Origin of the sequence: Litchfieldia alkalitelluris (genome assembly GCF_002153425.1) — a bacterium.
Taxonomy (GTDB): Bacteria; Bacillota; Bacilli; order Bacillales; family Salisediminibacteriaceae; genus Evansella; species Evansella alkalicola.
In genome coordinates, this window is the sequence record NZ_KZ119600.1 from 873322 (window position 1) to 890833 (window position 17512).

Below are 17512 nucleotides of genomic sequence, written 5' to 3' on the forward strand. Positions count from 1 at the left end.
TTTCAGGGACCTGGTCCCCGACAATTTCGTGAACGTTCACAAAATTGTCGGGGACCAGGTCCCTGAAAGTTTCTTTCGTCACTGTTGATCTTCAATAAGGAATTCTAGCACTTCTTCCACCGTCAGTCGTTGAGTGTGGGTGATGGTGACCTGCTCCTGTTCTAGTAATGCACCTAAAGCATTCATGTTATTTGTAACAATTTGACAAGGTTCAACATCATATTGCACGACATAAGCTTGTTGCTTTACCGAATCTGGAATATAGGATACCCACATACGTGCCCAGTGTTCATAAACGTCATCCTTATTAAAGGATTCCACGACCTTCCCGGCATCAAGGACCGTGACATAATCACAAAGCTTATTGACCTCCTCCACAACATGGGTGGCCAACAAAACGGATTTTTCCCCATTCTCCATAAACGTCATGATATCTTCCCTCATCTTTCGCTGTGAGATAATATCGACTCCAGAGGTTGGTTCATCAAGAAGAAGCAATGTTGGATGATGGCATAGTGCGAAAACAAAATCAATTTTTTTCTTCGTTCCTTTGGAAGCCTTAGCAAACGTTTCTTCAGGATCGATTTGGTAGCGTTGAATGAGGTGCTTATAGCGTTCATTGTCCCATCTAGGATACCAATAGGAAATAAGGCTGGCCAGTTCTGACACATGGAGGTGACCAAAAGGCTCCAATAATTCCCCAGCATAACCAATCTTTTGTTTAATTTCCACTTCGTTTTCCTGGAGGCTTTGGTTAAAAATATCGATTTGCCCTTCGTCTGCTTTGATGATTTGCATTAACAAGCGTAAGAACGTACTTTTTCCCGAACCATTTCCACCAACTAAGCCAACAATGGTCCCCATTTCAACTTCAAAATCAATTGGACCAAGTATGAATTTTTTATATTGCTTCCGTAAATTTTTTACTTTAATAAGCGAGGTAGTGGTTGTCATAATTAACCTCCATTTTTTTCATCGTCATCATGCTTTAGGACTTCTTCGAAGATGTGCTGCATTTCCTCAGCAGTACAGCCAACCTGTTTACCTTGTTCCATTGCTTTTTGAAAGGCATCATAGACAACTTTTCTCTTCGTTTCTTTTTGTCTCCCAGCTTCGATTTGAATCACAAACGTTCCTTTTCCTTGGATGGTTTTGATAAAGCCTTGAGCCTCTAAATTTTGATAGGCACGTCGTGTTGTAATGACACTGCAGGACAAATGACTGGCTAACATACGAATCGAAGGGAGAGGGGACCCAGCTGGGAGGTGCCCGCCAACAATTAATGCTTTGATTTGTGTTTCGATTTGATGATATATTGGTTCCCGGCTTTCTTGAGAGACGTGGATGGGTAACTTCATGCTCCCACTCCCTTCTACAAATAATCTCTTTTTAATAAACGTTTTGTCAGCAACTTATTCCAAATATAGCTGCCTAGGATTCCTAAGAGAATCGCAATAACTGCAACTATCCAGCCTAGTTTGTCAATGGCTAAAAAGACGGTCTCAACGATTCCAAGATCAAAGATTTGATAAATCACGATAATCGTAATTATAATCGGGATTAACACGATGCTTGGAATTATAAAAAGGGCTTTGCCACTGGTACCATATTCCACAAAGGGGTTAAACCCAGCCAGCATAAGTGCAAATCCAAACCAGATCAAAATAAAAATTATATATTTTTCAGGAGACAATATTGTAAAAAAGCTTGTTTGAACTGTTATGGTAATAGTTGTGTAAAACACTATCGACAAAGTAACGAGTGTCGTCAGCATGATGATGGTTCTGCTCAAGGCCAGTGTCTTGACAGGGATTGGTAAAGCGCGGAAAAAAGCCATTCGCTTACCGTAGGGATCTTCTTTAATCGTCCTAAATGTTAAATAAGGTTTTGCAAAGAAAATGGCCCCAAACGTAGGTGTTAGGCCGATAAATAAAAAATCCAGTACAAAACGACTGTAGGTTGTTGTGTCGGAAACGAAAATTGTGTGGACAGCATCTTCGAGATGAAGTGCGGCAATGATCCCAACAAATACAACAAACAGTGCTGTAGAAATCATTGCTGTCACATGATATTTCAACTCTTTCTTTGCAAACCAAAAAGCTTGCTTTACCATCGTTTTTCCTCCTGTATTATAAACTTAATTCCCGTTGATGTTGTCAAATAGGTTGCGATTCTCGATTCCAAGAAAATCTATACCGTAGTAGACAAGAATAGTGAAGGTGATACTCCAAATGATCATACTAGCTGTCATCCAATAGGCTACTTTTCTTTTTGTGCCACCTAACGAGATACTCATAAAAGCAGTTAAATGACTTCCGACAAATAATGGACCAATTAGAGCTAATCCAGGCAAACCGTATTTTTTCCAAATTGTTTGCGCACGTAAGGCCCGTTTGCTCGTTGGTTTTTCCTCATCAGTGTTACTTCGTTTCCTTCTCCATTCTTTAATCTTGTTGATAAATAGAATAACAAGCAACACGGTAAGAACATTACCAGTTATTCCTAGTATGAACACAGGGACTATAGGAAGTCCAACGAAAATCCCAAGGGGTATCACAGTAAATGCTTCAAAAAAGGGTGTCGCAGCGAAAATAAAGACCAAAATGTATGGCCAAAACACATGTAATATTTCCATTATATATGCCTCCTAAAATCATTTTCAACGAAACAGACAGTTGCAAATTAGTAATGCAATAGTGTTTCACTGTTATGGTGTTTATATCTATATACACACTTTAACACCTGGATTTGAAATGTCAAGAGGTCATTAAGAATTAATTTAAATTGGGTTTTAAATAAAAAAAGTTCAGGGACCTGGTCCCGCACAATTTCGTGAACGTTCACAAAATTGTCGGGGACCAGGTCCCTGAACTTCTTTAGGAGGGCTTCAGCGGGCGGCGCTTATTATCAAACGTAAACCCTTCTCCAGACACTTCTTTCACATCGTTGATGGAGAAGAACGCATATGGATCCACTTCATGAATGAGGTTTTTCAATTGAATAAGCTCACTTCGGTTGACTACACAGTATAAAATTTCCCGTTCGTCCGCCGTAAAGCTCCCTCTTCCTGTTAACACCGTTGACCCACGACTCATTCTCTCAATAATTGCCTTAGATAACTCTTCCGTTTTTGACGAAATAATCATGGTGGACTTTGCCGCACTCGCTCCTTCAATAATAAAATCGATCACGCGACTAGCGATAAACACGGTGATGAGTGTGTACATGGCGTTGGTGAGCGTTATGTGAATGAGAGAAATAGTGATGACAAAGGCATCAAATCCAAACATAAACTTTCCGAGGCTCATTCCAACATATTTTTCAGCCAAACGAGCAAGAATATCAACTCCCCCAGTCGTTCCACCGGCGCGAAGAATCATTCCGAGTCCAGTCCCAGCGAACACGCCAGCAAAAACAGAGACGAGAATCATATCATCTTGTAACGGTAAGTGCGTGACAGGGTAAAGTTCGAACAGTCGCAAGGAAACGGACAGGGAAAAGGTTCCTATCAAACTATAAATCAACATTAATCTTCCAAATAATTTATAACCTATTAAAAATAATGGAATGTTTAATAATAGGTTTGAAAGGGACGGCTCGATCGTAAATAAATAATAAAGTAATAGGGTAATTCCAGTAAATCCACCGTGAGCCAGACCATTTTCTAAATTAAAATGTATGATTCCAAATGCGAAAACTAGCGTTCCAATTAGTATGATAATAATGGACTTTAAACGAACCCCTTCAAATAGCTTTGACACTGTGATACCTCCTTTTTTAAAAGTTAATTGTATGTTTTCAATCATTGCTGAACTTCGTCTAATTTCATGGTCAATGCGAGGCCAAAATTCTAGCCTATTTTTATCAATCAGACGAAAGTATAACATAGCTTCAACCCCCTACCCAATAGGCTTGAGCGCTTTTAATAAAAGATTATATATTCAGACATTAGCAAGCGTTTTCAGGCGGAAGGTTGGAGTCCAGTTTTTGAAAATGAAGTAGATTTTGGATAATGAGCTGGAGGGAGTGTTAATAGAGGTAATCTATTGGGAGGAATGAAATCTGGTAAAAATAAAGGGTTTCGCCAAAGAGGGAAAGAATTAAGATTCATTAATAAATGATATGGAAAAAATAAAATCTGGTTTGGATTAAGAAGATCTCTAGAAAAAGAGTTATATATAAAATGATGCTATGAGGTGAAAAGAACAATGTTGTTATCATTTGAAAAAATAAGTGAGCTTCTTAGCTCCTATGGCTTAAATTCCCGCACAGATTCCTATGACAGAATAGAGTTTTTCTTTCGTGATAGGCAGACAGATACTGGGAAAAGAAATGTGGTTACGCAGGTAAAGTCTTTACAGAATGGTGAGGTAAACGGATATGTTTTTGTGAAAATGCTTAGGGAGTACGACGGTAAAACGACGAAAATGGGCCATGTCTCCTTGAAAACAATGACGGAATCAGAGCTACGGGCACTTTTAGAAAAGGTACTCCCACACTATCGTTTTCCAACCAAAAAACTAAGCTAGGTTTCAAGTTTGAAAGAGGAGGCGGTTTCATGACAAAGGACAAGACAGACGGAATTCTGAATGCAAAAGGTAACGCAAACTCAGACGAAATGGGGAATGCTAAGGCAAACGCAGATCGTAACGCAAACGCGGACGAAATGGGGAGTGCAAACACAAACGCAAATAGTAATTCAAGCGCATACGCGAATGCTAAGGCAAACTCAAACGATAACGCAAACGCAAAGGCAAACGAAATCACCGTCCCAACGAATTTGTGTGATGAGGCCGGAAACCTCAATCAAAACAGCATCGGCTGGGCGAAGACTCCACTTATTGGCAGTAACCTGTCAGGCAGTTATCTTCGGAAGAAGCGCTGGAATTACTGGGCCGTGACAACTCCAGATGTCCTGTTTTCAGCTACCATCTCCCATCTCGATTATGCCGCTGTGATGTTCGTGTACATTCTGGACCTCAAGACCCTCCGTTTTTTTGAAAAAACAGAGTTGGTCCCGTTTGGAAAAGGGGTTCATATGCCAGAAAAAGTGAATGCATCGCTTCAATACGCTGGTAAAAATCTGATGATTGGCATGGAAGAAAAGGGGGCTGCAACAGAAATTAAAGTGGAGTGCCCTAATTTCAGTGGGAAAGGAGTTTCCTTATCGGCAAATTTGATGGTTCATCGACCAGATGGGCATGAAAGCTTAAACGTGGTTGTGCCTTGGAGCGACAAGCATTTTCAATATACTTCAAAGCAGCCAACGCTCCCGACAGAGGGGGAAGTGCGTTGGGGAGAGGACCACTATCATTTTTCAAAAAAAGAGGCTTTCGCTTGTCTTGACTTTGGTCGTGGAAAATGGCCTTACAGCTCCACATGGAATTGGGCATCTGCCTCTGGGGAGACGGGCGGCCATGTCGTTGGGCTGAATTTCGGAGGTCAGTGGACGGACGGTACTGGGCAGAATGAAAATGGGATCGTCGTGGACGGCAAGCTGACAAAGATTCACGAGGACATCGTGTGGAAGTATGATAAGACTGATTTTATGAAACCATGGACATTAAGGTCGGAAAAAACAGATGCCGTGTCTCTCACTTTTGAACCCTTATTCGAGCGGACGGCCGCAACAAAAGCGGTTGTGATCCAATCGGAGGTTCATCAAATGATCGGGATATTTAAAGGACATGTGAAGACAGTGGACGGAAAAACGATAGCTATCGATTCCCTTCTAGGATGGGCGGAGGATCATATGGCGAGGTGGTGAAAACATGGGAGTTGATGACATGAATGTAAATTGGGAAACAGAGTTTGTAAAACTGTTAAAGGGTTCTTCCCACACTGTTATTCTTACTGGAGCAGGAATGTCAACGGAAAGTGGTGTTCCTGATTTTCGTTCAAAGGCAGGCTGGTGGAAAAACATCGATCCTCTTACGGTCGCGACTGTGGAGGCATTAGAAGATAATTATGAATTATTTCATGAGTTTTATAGCACTCGAATTTCTGGCTTGTCTCAACTAAAACCAAATAAAGGTCACTTCATTATAGCGGATTGGCAAAAGGAAGGTTTAGTCCAGCTCGTCGCTACACAGAACGTAGACAACTTCCATCAGACAGCTGGAGCTGAGCATGTCCAAACATTGCATGGTTCCATTAAATCTTATCGATGTAACGATTGTAGAGCGGAGGTTAGTGAAACTGCTTTCCTTAAAAAGGTTCCATGTCCTACCTGTGGGGGAAGAACGCGTCCAAATGTTGTCCTATTTGGTGAAATGCTGCCACAGGAATCGTGGCAAACCACCCTAGCGAATATAGAGATAGCTGATTTGGTCATTGTAATTGGAACAAGTTTAGAGGTTTATCCAGTAAATCAACTGCCAGCGATGACGAATGGGAAGACAGTGTTTATTAATTTGGACGAGGTGAGAGGGGCGAATGCCTTTGACCTGACGATTAAAGGAAAAGCTGGCGAAGTGCTGGAGCGAGTGGACGAGCTGTTGCGGAAATAGGGAAAAGTTCAGGGACCTGGTCCCCGAATATTATGTGAACGTTCACGAAATTGTGCGGGACCAGGTCCCTGAATTATAATCCAAGATCTGTTGGTAAGAATAAGAACTGACATAGTATAATGAAGTAAAAGAGGAGGGATCTAAATGGCAAAGAAATTATATGGATTAGAAGCTGAATTGTTTAAGGGGCTTATTAAAGAATCCACAAAAAGCATTGTTGATGTAGAAGGTAATCGTTATTTAATACAACAAATCGAAGCAAATGAAGTTGAAAAAGAGATTGAATCTGACCCCGAGTTAAGGGAGATGATTAAACGTGCTGATGAAGATATTAAAAGAGGAAGGTTATATACAACAGAAGAAATACTCGATGCAATTGACCGCGGTGAGGTTTGATGAAAATATTGTGGACAGAAGAAGCAAGGAGTAATTTTAGAAAGATAAAAAGTAGATATTTTAGCAATGAGGAAACAAGGCAATATAAAAAAGAACTAGCTTTTAAAATTCAGGACAAGATTATATCAATTATGGAGGCAATGCCAGCTAATGAACCTGAATGGAAAGGGAGTTATCGTGTTCTTATAGATAATTATATAGTTATCTATTCTTTTTCAGAGGATCGTAAAATTTGTTATATCAAAGCTTTTAAACATCAAAAACAAAGCTAATGCATATTTTCAATCAAACTCCAATACTAACTTCTATTATTTCTCCCCCTAAGTTAGGAAGTTCAGGACAGTTCAGGGACCTGGTCCCCGAATATTATGTGAACGTTCACGAAATTGTGCGGGACCAGGTCCCTGAATTTTCTTAGAATAAATTCCCTTCTATATCTATAAAATCTACTATAGTACAAGTTGTTTTTAAGGTATAGAAGGGAGGAAAGTATGAATAAGACGACTGAATTAGGGTTGATGATTGTACGGTTTTCTGTAGGATTGATTTTTGCTGCCCACGGATTAGACAAGTTTACTGGCGGAATAAATAATACGGCACAATACTTTGAGAGTATGGGGATACCTGGGGTGATGGCCTATGTTGTTGGATCTGTAGAACTAATTGGAGGAATTGCATTAATGTTGGGGCTTGCTACTAGGGTGGCAGCATCATTAATGGTGCCAATTATGTTAGGAGCAATTTATTTCATTCATTTTTCAGAGGGATTACTGAGGAGTGAAGCTGGAGCAGGGTATGAGTTAAACCTTATTCTAATGGCAGCCTGTATTCTTCTAGGCATAACAGGAAGTAATTATTTATCTGTAGATAGGCTTATAGAAGGTGCAAATACCTCTACTTCCACTAATGTCGTTTCTTGGTTGAAAGAGAATCGTGAATAAAAAAGTTGATTGGTGCCACCATGGGAGTGGCATCAATCAACTTTTTTGTTTGTTCACATAAAGTTCAGGGACCTGGTCCCCGAATTTATTGTGACTGTTCACGAAATTGTGCGGGACCAGGTCCCTGAACTTCTGAACTTTCCCTTTCATCTAACTTCTTCAACACGGTCATTGTAATCCATGTCCAGCACACCCCAATCATACTAAACATGAAAAATGGAATAATGCCTGGCAGTTCTAACGAAATATATACAATGAAGAATAATAACACCCAGATGGACAGTGTGTAATGCAACTTCCCAATTCCAATGATGAGGGCGTTTTTTAGGTGTTGCTTCAGCCCACCTTCATAATGAGAATATAAAGGGAACACCCAAACAGCCATCACTGAAAATAGAAACACAATGAGATAAAAGGAAAATGGAACGAGGAAAAAGACCTCATCACCCAAACTAACGAGAACAGTGTAGTTTAAATATAGGAGTGCTCCCACACTGGCAACGATCCACCCAGCAACATTTGAAACTAAGAAACTTCCAGAATAAAATCCCTTGAAAGTTTTCAAAACAGAAAAGTCCCTGTCTCCTAACATCCACTTCCTAGCTACACTTATCGTAGCCATGGTAGCTGGGAACAATCCAGCTACCACAAGTCCCATCAAAGTGAACAAGATCCAAAGCACATTCAAATAGACAATTCGAGTGATCCATGTGAAGAACACTTCAACTATATTTACAACTTTACTGCCATTCATTTTTTCCACCCACCTACTCTTACTAACTGCTAACTGCATACTAGAAGAATTTCGTTTTTGAAAATGTCATGCTTGTTTATGTCTAACGCCAATCCCGAGTCCAAGGATCCAAGCCCGAGTGCCCATGCACCAGACTCCGAGGAACCAGCCATGGCCGAGGAGGGCCCAGACTCCAATTTTCACCAAAGCCCAAGCCCCAAGCCCCAAGCCCCAAGCCCCAAACACTTCTCATCTAAACCTCCAAACCTTACCCTTTCACGCCACCTGTCGTTAAGCCGGCAACGAAATATCGTTGGAAAAAGATAAACAGAATAACGATCGGAATGACGGTCATGACTGATCCTGCGATCAAGATATCATAGTTGTTTCCATAAGGCGTCAAGAGGGAAGCTAAACCGATAGGTAAGGTGAACATATCGTTTGACCGAACTACTAAAAGCGGCCATAAGAAGTTATTCCAGCTCGTTAACCCTTGCAGGATAGCCATTGCCGCAAAGGAAGGGAGCATTAAAGGCATCATGATTCTGAAGAATATACCGTATTCAGTACAACCATCAATTCTTGCAGCGTCCATTAATTCTTTAGGTAAGCCCAATGCGTATTGTCTGAAGAAAAATACAGCAATAGGTGCAACAATTAATGGGAGCATGATACTCGTGTACGTGTTGATCAGCTGTAAATCAACCATTAACTGATAGAGTGGTAGCATTAAGATTTCAAATGGAACCATGATAATGAACAGTACAAATAAGAATATTAAGTTTCTTCCTTTAAAATTGTAGACTGCCAATGCATAGCCGACAATCGAAGAGAAGAATAATGATAAAACGATGGTTAATCCTGAAATAATTAAACTGTTCATATACCATTGCCAATATTCAGGAGCTTGGACAAAAATATAGTTGTAGTTTGAAAGTGAAAACTCACTAATATTTACATTAAAAGTGATACCCCTTCTAATCAATTCTGAAGACGGTCGAAAAGAGGAGATAATTAAACTAATTAATGGAAATAATGCAATGAGACATACAATGGTAAGAGATAGATTTATGATCCATTTATAAACTTTTAGGTTTTTATACATTACATATCACTCCTCTTAAACGCGCCTGTCAGCAGCAACTGGATCAAACTTACGACAAATATGATGATCAAGATCACGACGCCGATCGCAGCCCCGAATCCCATATCATTTTGTTGAATCCCTTGCTGATATAAATACCCGACGAGCGTTAAACCTATATTACCTGGCGAGCTCGTTTCCCAGAAAACATAGCTTTCTTCAAACATTCTGAAGCCGGCAATGATACTAATGGTAGAAACAAAGATAATGATTGGTTTTAAAAAAGGTAGTGTTATATTCTTAAATTTTTGAAAAACATTTGCCCCATCAATTTCAGCAGATTCATATAGCTCTTTAGGAATATTTTGCAGTCCAGCTAAAAAATATAATACGTTAACACCCATCCAGCGCCATGATGCTAACGTGACCATTAAGAACATGGCAGACCAGCTGTTATATCTCCAATTGACGGCATCGACGCCAAAGAAACCTAATACTTGGTTTGCTACTGCTGTGTCGGATTCAGCAAATACTAGTCTGAAGATTACCCCGGCAACAATGACGGACGTCAGTGAAGGAATGAATAGTGCCGAGCGAAAAATAGTTTTAAACTTCGTTAACTTGGAATCTAAGAAAATTGCTAACAGGATTGGAACGGTTACTAAAATGAAAACCGTTAAAATCATATAAACAGTTGTATTTTGTAATGCTTTATAAAAAGTAGGATTAAATATTCGATCGTAGTTTGACATTCCAACGAAGGTGACTTGGCCAGGTAGAATTCTCTGAAAGCTCATGATAAATGCTTGAATAGTTGGATATAATGTCAAAACTAAAAATGACAAGATAAACGGAGAGACAAACACATAAGGAACGACTTTCTTTGAATTCAGGAATTTCATTAATTTATTTTGTTTGTTCTTACTCGTTGCGGAAGTCGCAGACATATCATCACACCTCATGCGATTTATTTAAAACTTGGGGCTGTGTTTCCTTTAGTGCCCACGGCTCTGTCGCGTTTTTATGGACGATAACGAAGGCACTTCCGTTTTTCTATGAAGGAAGGACAAGTATTAACATACCTGTCCTTAGCCCTTTTTTTCTTCTGAAAAATGAAATGTATAAGTTTTTCCACGCAGGGATAATTCTAACTCCAGCTTTTTTTCAAAAATTAGTCCATTACAGATCTAACTCTGTCAGCTGCTTCTCGAAGTGCTTCTTCTGGAGTTTGAGACTGTTCTCGGATTGCGTTGTGCATGATGTTCGTATCAATCTCGTCGAGTACATCTGGTGTGTGCTCTGTAATGTTGACACTTGCCACATCATCGCGAATGTCTAGCAATATATCAAAAATGTCATCGTGGAAGAATTGGTAGTAAATATTATCTTCCCTTACTTCAGGTGCATCCCATACGTCCCAACGTGGTGGATCGAAACCAAGCTCCGTCCACAGGTGGATATTCCCTTCCTCGGACAGTTTCGCAAAGTATAGGAAGTCTTTTGCAAGATCAACGTTTTCAGATTGGTTTGTAACAGCTGTACCAGTACCACCCATACCTACTGTTCTAGCATCAGATTCATCCCAAATTGGCATTGGTCGAATCTCAATTTTTCCTTCTAAATCTTCCATGTAAGTTGTAAAGTCTTTCATGTAAAACATCGGTATCACTAGTGAAGCCTGACCTCCGTCATTCATAAAGCCATAAAATTCTTCTGAATGATAGTTTCCACCTGGTGACATTTCAGCAATACCATCTTCATTTACCATTTGATTAATGAACTCTAATGTCTCTATATTAATATCATTATCTAAAGTTAATTCACCATTTTCATCAAAGAAGTCAGAGTGTCTTTGCGTGATGTAAGGCCAAATTCCATACCAACCATCAGCAATTGTTGTCATCGGAATGCCTGTCGTTTCAACCACTTGCTTCCCTGCTTCAATATAGTCATCCCATGTCACAATGGAATCAATATCTACACCAGCTTCATCCATAATTTCTGTGTTGTAATAGACAACCGTAGCCCCAAGGTGAGTAGGTGCCCCGTAATAGTTGCCGTCTTTACCGTAAATATCAAGTCTTTCTGTGATGAAATTGTCTAGTTCACCTTCGATTAAGTCATTCAAAGGCTCTAACTGAACATCTCCTTGTAAAAAGTTAGGGAACCTTGCTATCTCAATATCAACTAAATCTGGTGCACCTGAGCCAGACTGTAATGCTAGCAACAGGTTGTTATGCATTTGATCAAAAGGGTATGTTTCAGCAGTAAAGGCTATTGCCCGGTCTGGATACTCTTCGTTCCAACGCTCTGCTGCGCTTGCAAAAAAATCAGCGTGTGTTCCTGCAAATGTCCAGAATGTTAAATCCGTTGCATCTTCTAAATCTGTACCAACAGTTTCTACTTCGTCTGCGTCACCACCTGCAGTGTCATCACCATCGCCCCCACATGCTGCTAAAACGACAATAAGGAAAGCTACTAAACTAAGAAACAATAATTTCTTCATTTCTTCTCCTCCTTGTAACCTTTTGGGTATGTGAATAGATTAGCTAAATCTTGTTGCTGATGATCCTTTTTCGAAAAAATAAAATTCTCGCTCCTTGAATGGTGTATTTATTGTAGCGGTTACATTTTTCATTCCCAGCTATAACACCCCCAATTAGTGATCGGAACTGAAGAGATAGTCTTATACGAATGTACATGTCTCTTGTTGGATTGAAGTGGTTGTTTATACGTATGAATTCTTAAGTGATTTATGTTGAATTAAGCCACTCGAGATATGAGATTAGTGAAATGTATTCATTGATATAACTCAAGTCACGGGTATTATTACCCATAAAGGTTGGTGTTGTACTTGTTTGTAAAAGTGTATTAAACAACTTGTATGGTTAGAACTCATACGAACAAATTAATGAAAGCAAGTTCAGGGACCTGGTCCTCGACTTTTATGTGAACGTTCACGAAATTGTGCGGGACCAGGTCCCTGAACTTTTTTCTTTTAAGAAACATGTGTTTGCTGACAGGTTGGTGTCAAATTGCCTTGTTATCCTTAACGTGTAAATAACATTCATGGGGGGATAACAAGTGAAAAAATTACTCTTAAATTCAATCCTTGTTGCTGCTGCATTAGTACTAATTGCAGGTTGTGGGGAGGAAGCATCTATTGAATCTGTAGATACAGATGCTGATAGTCAAGAAAATACGGCTACAGAAACCGGCACAGAAGCAGAAGATGATGCAGGCACTGAAGATCAAGATGCAACAGAGGAAAGTAGTGCTGATAACGATGCATCTGAGGAAGAGGAAGCATCAGAGGAAGAAAACAGTGATGAAGAAGAAAACACAGACATTGGCACAAGGTCTAACCCGTTAACAATCGGAGAACGAGTTTCCATTGAGTACTTTGACATTTTTCATGGAAATGTAAGCATGGAAATTGAAATGCTTGAAGTGATCAGTGGGGACGAAGCTTGGGATATGGTTCGTGAAGGGAATCAATTTAATGAAGAACCTGGTGAAGGGCAAGAATATATCCTGGCTAAGTTCCATGTTGCTATTAATGAAGTGGAGGAAGAACCATTCGATCTGTATCATGCCCAATTCGATGCAGTGAGTACTTCTGGAAATACGTATGATGACTTTATCTCCGTATCAGGTCTCGAGCCAGACTTGAGTAATGAACTCTATGAAGGGGCGGATCGCGAAGGATATACGTACTTCTTGGTGGATAAGCATGATGAGGCACCACTCATTGCGTACCAGCGCAGAGGCGATGCAGAAGTGTGGTTTGAATTGCGGCCGTAAGATGTTTGTTTTGTATCCTACCCCTTCTTTATCAAAGGGGTGGGATACTTGTTTTTTTGTTTTGAATCTACGAGATTTTTAACTCACTTCTTCAGAATGATATAATTAAGAATACTTAGACATAAAAATTTCAGGGACCTGGTCCCGCACAATTCTGTGAACGTTCACATAAAATTCGGGGACCAGGTCCCTGAAATTTACCTGAACTTTAGGAGGGTACATAATGATAGATTCCAGTAGATGGACAGAGATTAATAGCATGGAAGATGCTGGTGAACGAAGCCAGACAATCTTGAATGAGATTCAACCAAAGCTTAGGGAAATCTTAGATCAATTTATTCATACATACCAGACCAATGCGCCTGAATTAGGGCATTATTTTCGCCATGGTTATGAGAGTACCCTGAAAACAACAGTATCAGATGCGAAGAATCCTAAATATGCAGAGAAAAAGAAGAATTATGGTCGTAAAGGATTCGTAGAACTACAAGAGCATCGCTTTTTTAGGGAGCCGTATAGTGAATCTATATTTACCGCGTTAAAGCTAAATTTCAATTTGGAGCATCAGCAAATAAGGATTGAAATGAATGCTAGTTTTTATCCAATCCTAGTAGGTGGCCCTGAAATCAACAAGCAAAAGTTTGCCCAAATGATAGAAGTCCTTTCAGAGGATATAGAGATTTGGGTCATTGACGATGGGTTGCAGCGGATTGCCCAACACAACCTACATGATCAGTTGAAGAGTTATTTTGATAAGAGAAGAACGCCTACCATTCATTTTGGGAAAATAGTGTCAATTGACGGAACGATGAGGGAAGAGGATTTACTAGAATTGATGTGGGACACATACGAGAAGCTTGCGCCAGTTCGTCAGTTTGTAAGTGATGAGCTAGAAACCCATTCTTCTGCCCTTACTGTGCTAGATAAATTAAAGGAGCATAATGACACTCTACCAATCCGTATCCACAACCACGATTATAAGATAGTTCTTGATGATGTGGTAAAAATGAAGACACATGTGACAAAACAAGCTTATTCCGTTTATGAAAAGGAGCAATTGATTGTTCAAGGTGACATGCTTTTTATCCATCGAGGTCAGCTGGGGAAAGAGTTTCTCGGTGTTAGGGTGAAAAATGCAGGAATGATGTACCCACAGATTCGACCATTCTTGGATGAAAAAATCTATGAGTGGACGTTTCGAAAGTCGTTTTACCAAAGAGGTCGGCATAATGAAGACAACCAAAACCAACTTTTACAAGAGCAAGCACATCATGATTTAAGGAAAAATGGCTTCACATTTGTGGACGAGCAATCTTTCTTGATTGGACACTATGATAATAGCACGCAAGAATTTCAGGAGGATATTGGTGACATTAAGTCAAAGTTGATTACAGCTTCGTTAATTTTTGCCGATGTGAAGGGTCATATAAGCTTGCCAAAAGGGGAGTCTGGCCTGCATAGTCAAGAAAAGCTAGACGAAGATGACGAGGATTTAGTGGAGGGTACGGAATCTATCTCCTTTGATTTAGTGAATATTTTCGATGCGATTGAAGGGAGCGAATTCACTTTTTCCAAAGAAATCATTCGTGATTTTCACCTTAACATGACGAGTCTAGAAGATAAGCACTTTGTTATCTTGAATGGGATTTCAGGTACTGGGAAAACGCAGCTGAGCAAGATTTATGCCAATGCTGTTTATGGCTTGAATGTGGACGATGATAATCCGTATTTGAAGATCATTCCAGTGAGGCCAGATTGGATGGATTCGACGGCTTTGTTTGGCTATTACAGTTCCTTTGAGAAAAAATATATTCGAACCGAGTTTCTCGATGTGCTCCTCCGTGCCAATGAAGAAAAAGACCGGCCGTTTTTTGTCGTATTAGATGAGATGAATTTAGCGAAGGTGGAGTACTACTTAAGTGATTACTTAAGTGCAGTGGAGTCCAAAATGCCAATTCAGCTTCATGTGAATGATGAGGTGGAGGACATTCCGAAAACGGTCGAGATTCCAAACAACATATATCTAATTGGGACGATTAATGTGGATGAGACAACGCATAGCCTTTCAGATAAGGTGCTGGATAGGGCCTTTGTGATGACTTTATCAGATGTGGATCTGGAGACTTTCTGGGATCGACTGGATAACAAGTTTAAGGATAGTCTGCAATTGGAATGGGGACTGTTGACGGAATTGCATAGCCTCCTCATTCCGTATGATCTCCATTTTGGCTATCGTACGGTGAAGGAAATGCTGCGAAAGCTTCATAAGAATGCCACGTTGCCTGCAGAAATTCGAATGGAGAGAATACACGCCGTTGATAGGGTGATATCAGAAAAGGTTTTGCCGAAGCTTCGTGGTGATGAGCAGCTGCTTCCGTTGTTTGATGCGTGGACGGATTGGTGTAAAACTCGGTTAGAAGAAGGAAGCGAAACGATGCGACATTTAGACAGGATGAGAAAGGAATTAGACCGATATGGTGCTACCCAGTTCTGGCGTTAATTTGGAAATCTGGGATAGTTCCGATCAAACGTGGACGTCCCTAGAGGAAGCGGTTCTTCAAGAAGCAACGTCCTATAAGTGGCGTTGTAAAACTCAGGATCCCTTTCAGCTTCACATGCAAGGGATCCCCCTGCCAATGGTTAAGGTAGGTGACGATTGGACTGGTACGATAGAAACACCCTTTCAATGTGGCACAGTGAGGTTCACACTTATCAGTAACGAAACGAAGGAAATCTCCCAATTTATTTATCCTGATAATAGGAAGATGCTGCTTCAGGATTATGAGCAGATGCTTGCAGATATATTAGAAGAGGGCATGATTTGTTTTCAAGCGGAGGGGCTAGAGCGGGATGTTACGGCGAGTGGTCGAACGAATAAACCGTCCTACCTTCAATGGCAATATATAAAGAACAATATGCTGAGGCTTCGAAAGATCTTTAAACTAATTGAAAACAACCCCATTCGAGTTTTAAAAAGGGAAGATAGGTTGTTGAAAAAAGAGCAAGTGAAGACAGTGACGCAGCGTACTGCCAGCTGGATTGAACGATATGGTCAGCGCTATGGGTGGACGCAAAATAGTATGCCTAATCATATCCAGACGAATAAGGCTGAAGAGACCTACCAAACGTATGAAAACCAGGTTGTCCTTACACAGCTTCTACAGTTAAGGCAGCTATTGCTTCAATACCGTGGATCTGACCTTGAAGAAATGGAATCGGAGGCGCAGGAATATCTCGATTGGATATCCTTCTGGTTAACGAGATCGTTCTTGAAAAACGTTAGTCCTTTTAATGGAACGATCAGGACGTCCCAAGCCTTTCGAAAGCACCCATATTATAAAGAGTGGTTCAAGTGGTTTCAGTCACTTTATGAGTTCCAAAACGTTTCATTCGACATGGATCAATCCTTAGGACTTAAGGATACGTATGATATTTATGAGATCTGGGCGTATCTTCAAGTGGTGAAGGTGTTGAGGGAGCTGGATTTAATCGAAAACTATCAGGGGTTATTTGTAAAGGAAGAAGAGCGTTTCTTCTTGTCTTTAGGAAAAAATAAGGAGAGTAGAATGAAGTTGAAGGGGGAGGGCTATCTTACTTTCCAACGTCTCATTCAAAACAACTCGAAGCCTTTCTATACTTATACGCAACGAATGATTCCTGATATTACGATTGAGTACAAGGACGAGATGGTGATATTTGATCCGAAGTATCGTGTAGATTCCAATATTCCGAATGCACTCGCGGAGATGCATAAGTATCGTGATGGCATTATTCAAAGGGAAACTGGTGAGCGGGTCGTAACAGGTGTGTATATTTTAACGCCGAGGCAAGCTACTTATAGTGAGGAAAAAGACTTCTATTCGAAGGAGTATCAAGAGAAGTATGGAATGGGGGCGTTTCTGTTTAAACCAGGAAGCACTATGGATGAGTTCAGGAGCTGGATGGAGCGATAAATTCAGGGACCTGGTCCCCGAATTTAAATTTAGGGACCAGGTCCCCGAAAATTATGTGAACGTTCACGAAATTGTGCGGGACCAGGTCCCTG

Annotated in this window: 18 protein-coding genes; 9 read left to right on the forward strand and 9 right to left on the reverse strand. The window is 40.3% G+C overall.

What is annotated here, in order from left to right; genetic code table 11:
• Positions 1-78 precede the first annotated feature (78 nt).
• From BW724_RS04075 to BW724_RS04095, 5 genes are all read right to left on the reverse strand, one after another.
• Entirely contained in the window at positions 79-954 is an 876-nt protein-coding gene (locus BW724_RS04075) for an ABC transporter ATP-binding protein (protein WP_088073831.1), read from the reverse strand.
• Between the two features lie 2 nt (positions 955-956).
• A complete protein-coding gene (locus BW724_RS04080) occupies positions 957-1358 on the reverse strand; it encodes a GntR family transcriptional regulator (protein WP_088073833.1) in 402 nt (133 codons plus the stop codon).
• A gap of 14 nt (positions 1359-1372) precedes the next feature.
• Positions 1373-2113: a hypothetical protein gene (locus BW724_RS04085; protein ID WP_088073834.1), complete on the reverse strand. Its 741-nt coding sequence runs from the start codon at positions 2111-2113 to the stop codon at positions 1373-1375.
• 24 nt (positions 2114-2137) lie between these two features.
• Positions 2138-2635, reverse strand: coding sequence for a small multi-drug export protein (locus BW724_RS04090; protein ID WP_088073835.1), 498 nt, complete (start codon positions 2633-2635; stop codon positions 2138-2140).
• A gap of 241 nt (positions 2636-2876) precedes the next feature.
• Positions 2877-3806, reverse strand: a complete 930-nt coding sequence (locus tag BW724_RS04095; RefSeq protein ID WP_088077672.1) for a YitT family protein — start codon at positions 3804-3806, stop codon at positions 2877-2879.
• Between the two features lie 402 nt (positions 3807-4208).
• On the opposite strand from BW724_RS04095, the gene BW724_RS04100 reads away from it, so the two are divergent.
• From BW724_RS04100 to BW724_RS04125, 6 genes are all read left to right on the forward strand, one after another.
• Positions 4209-4529 carry a hypothetical protein gene (locus tag BW724_RS04100; RefSeq protein WP_088073837.1) on the forward strand — a complete coding sequence of 107 codons (321 nt, stop codon included), beginning with the start codon at positions 4209-4211 and terminating at the stop codon, positions 4527-4529.
• Between the two features lie 29 nt (positions 4530-4558).
• Positions 4559-5767 (forward strand): DUF2804 domain-containing protein, encoded by a 1209-nt coding sequence (locus BW724_RS04105; RefSeq protein ID WP_235848888.1) that lies wholly within the window; start codon positions 4559-4561, stop codon positions 5765-5767.
• Between the two features lie 4 nt (positions 5768-5771).
• A complete protein-coding gene (locus BW724_RS04110; protein WP_235848889.1) occupies positions 5772-6509 on the forward strand; it encodes an NAD-dependent deacylase in 738 nt (245 codons plus the stop codon).
• Positions 6510-6653: 144 nt separating this feature from the next.
• Positions 6654-6905, forward strand: coding sequence for a hypothetical protein (locus BW724_RS04115; protein WP_088073838.1), 252 nt, complete (start codon positions 6654-6656; stop codon positions 6903-6905).
• Positions 6905-7177 carry a type II toxin-antitoxin system RelE/ParE family toxin gene (locus BW724_RS04120; protein WP_088073840.1) on the forward strand — a complete coding sequence of 91 codons (273 nt, stop codon included), beginning with the start codon at positions 6905-6907 and terminating at the stop codon, positions 7175-7177. The genes BW724_RS04115 and BW724_RS04120 overlap by 1 nt, the downstream gene beginning before the upstream one ends.
• 219 nt (positions 7178-7396) lie before the next feature.
• Positions 7397-7846, forward strand: a complete 450-nt coding sequence (locus BW724_RS04125; RefSeq protein ID WP_088073842.1) for a DoxX family protein — start codon at positions 7397-7399, stop codon at positions 7844-7846.
• Between the two features lie 85 nt (positions 7847-7931).
• On the opposite strand, the gene BW724_RS04130 is transcribed toward BW724_RS04125, so the two are convergent.
• The 4 genes from BW724_RS04130 to BW724_RS04145 form a co-directional block, all read right to left on the reverse strand.
• The gene (locus tag BW724_RS04130) at positions 7932-8600 is read right to left on the reverse strand and encodes a YesL family protein (protein WP_088073844.1); all 669 of its coding nucleotides are present in this window, start codon (positions 8598-8600) and stop codon (positions 7932-7934) included.
• 247 nt (positions 8601-8847) lie between these two features.
• Positions 8848-9684, reverse strand: coding sequence for a carbohydrate ABC transporter permease (locus BW724_RS04135; protein WP_088073846.1), 837 nt, complete (start codon positions 9682-9684; stop codon positions 8848-8850).
• The gene (locus BW724_RS04140) at positions 9684-10610 is read right to left on the reverse strand and encodes a carbohydrate ABC transporter permease (protein WP_088073847.1); all 927 of its coding nucleotides are present in this window, start codon (positions 10608-10610) and stop codon (positions 9684-9686) included. Before BW724_RS04140 ends, BW724_RS04135 begins: the two co-directional genes overlap by 1 nt.
• A 224-nt stretch (positions 10611-10834) precedes the next feature.
• Entirely contained in the window at positions 10835-12169 is a 1335-nt protein-coding gene (locus BW724_RS04145; RefSeq protein ID WP_088073848.1) for an ABC transporter substrate-binding protein, read from the reverse strand.
• 578 nt (positions 12170-12747) lie between these two features.
• On the opposite strand from BW724_RS04145, the gene BW724_RS04150 reads away from it, so the two are divergent.
• The 3 genes from BW724_RS04150 to BW724_RS04160 all read left to right on the forward strand — a co-directional run bounded on the left by BW724_RS04150 (position 12748) and on the right by BW724_RS04160 (position 17420).
• Positions 12748-13467: a hypothetical protein gene (locus BW724_RS04150; protein WP_088073849.1), complete on the forward strand. Its 720-nt coding sequence runs from the start codon at positions 12748-12750 to the stop codon at positions 13465-13467.
• A 223-nt stretch (positions 13468-13690) separates the two neighbouring features.
• On the forward strand, positions 13691-15967 hold the full coding sequence (locus tag BW724_RS04155) for an McrB family protein (RefSeq protein ID WP_088073851.1): 2277 nt from the start codon (positions 13691-13693) through the stop codon (positions 15965-15967).
• The gene (locus tag BW724_RS04160) at positions 15942-17420 is read left to right on the forward strand and encodes a DUF2357 domain-containing protein (protein ID WP_088073853.1); all 1479 of its coding nucleotides are present in this window, start codon (positions 15942-15944) and stop codon (positions 17418-17420) included. The genes BW724_RS04155 and BW724_RS04160 overlap by 26 nt, the downstream gene beginning before the upstream one ends.
• Positions 17421-17512 lie beyond the last annotated feature (92 nt).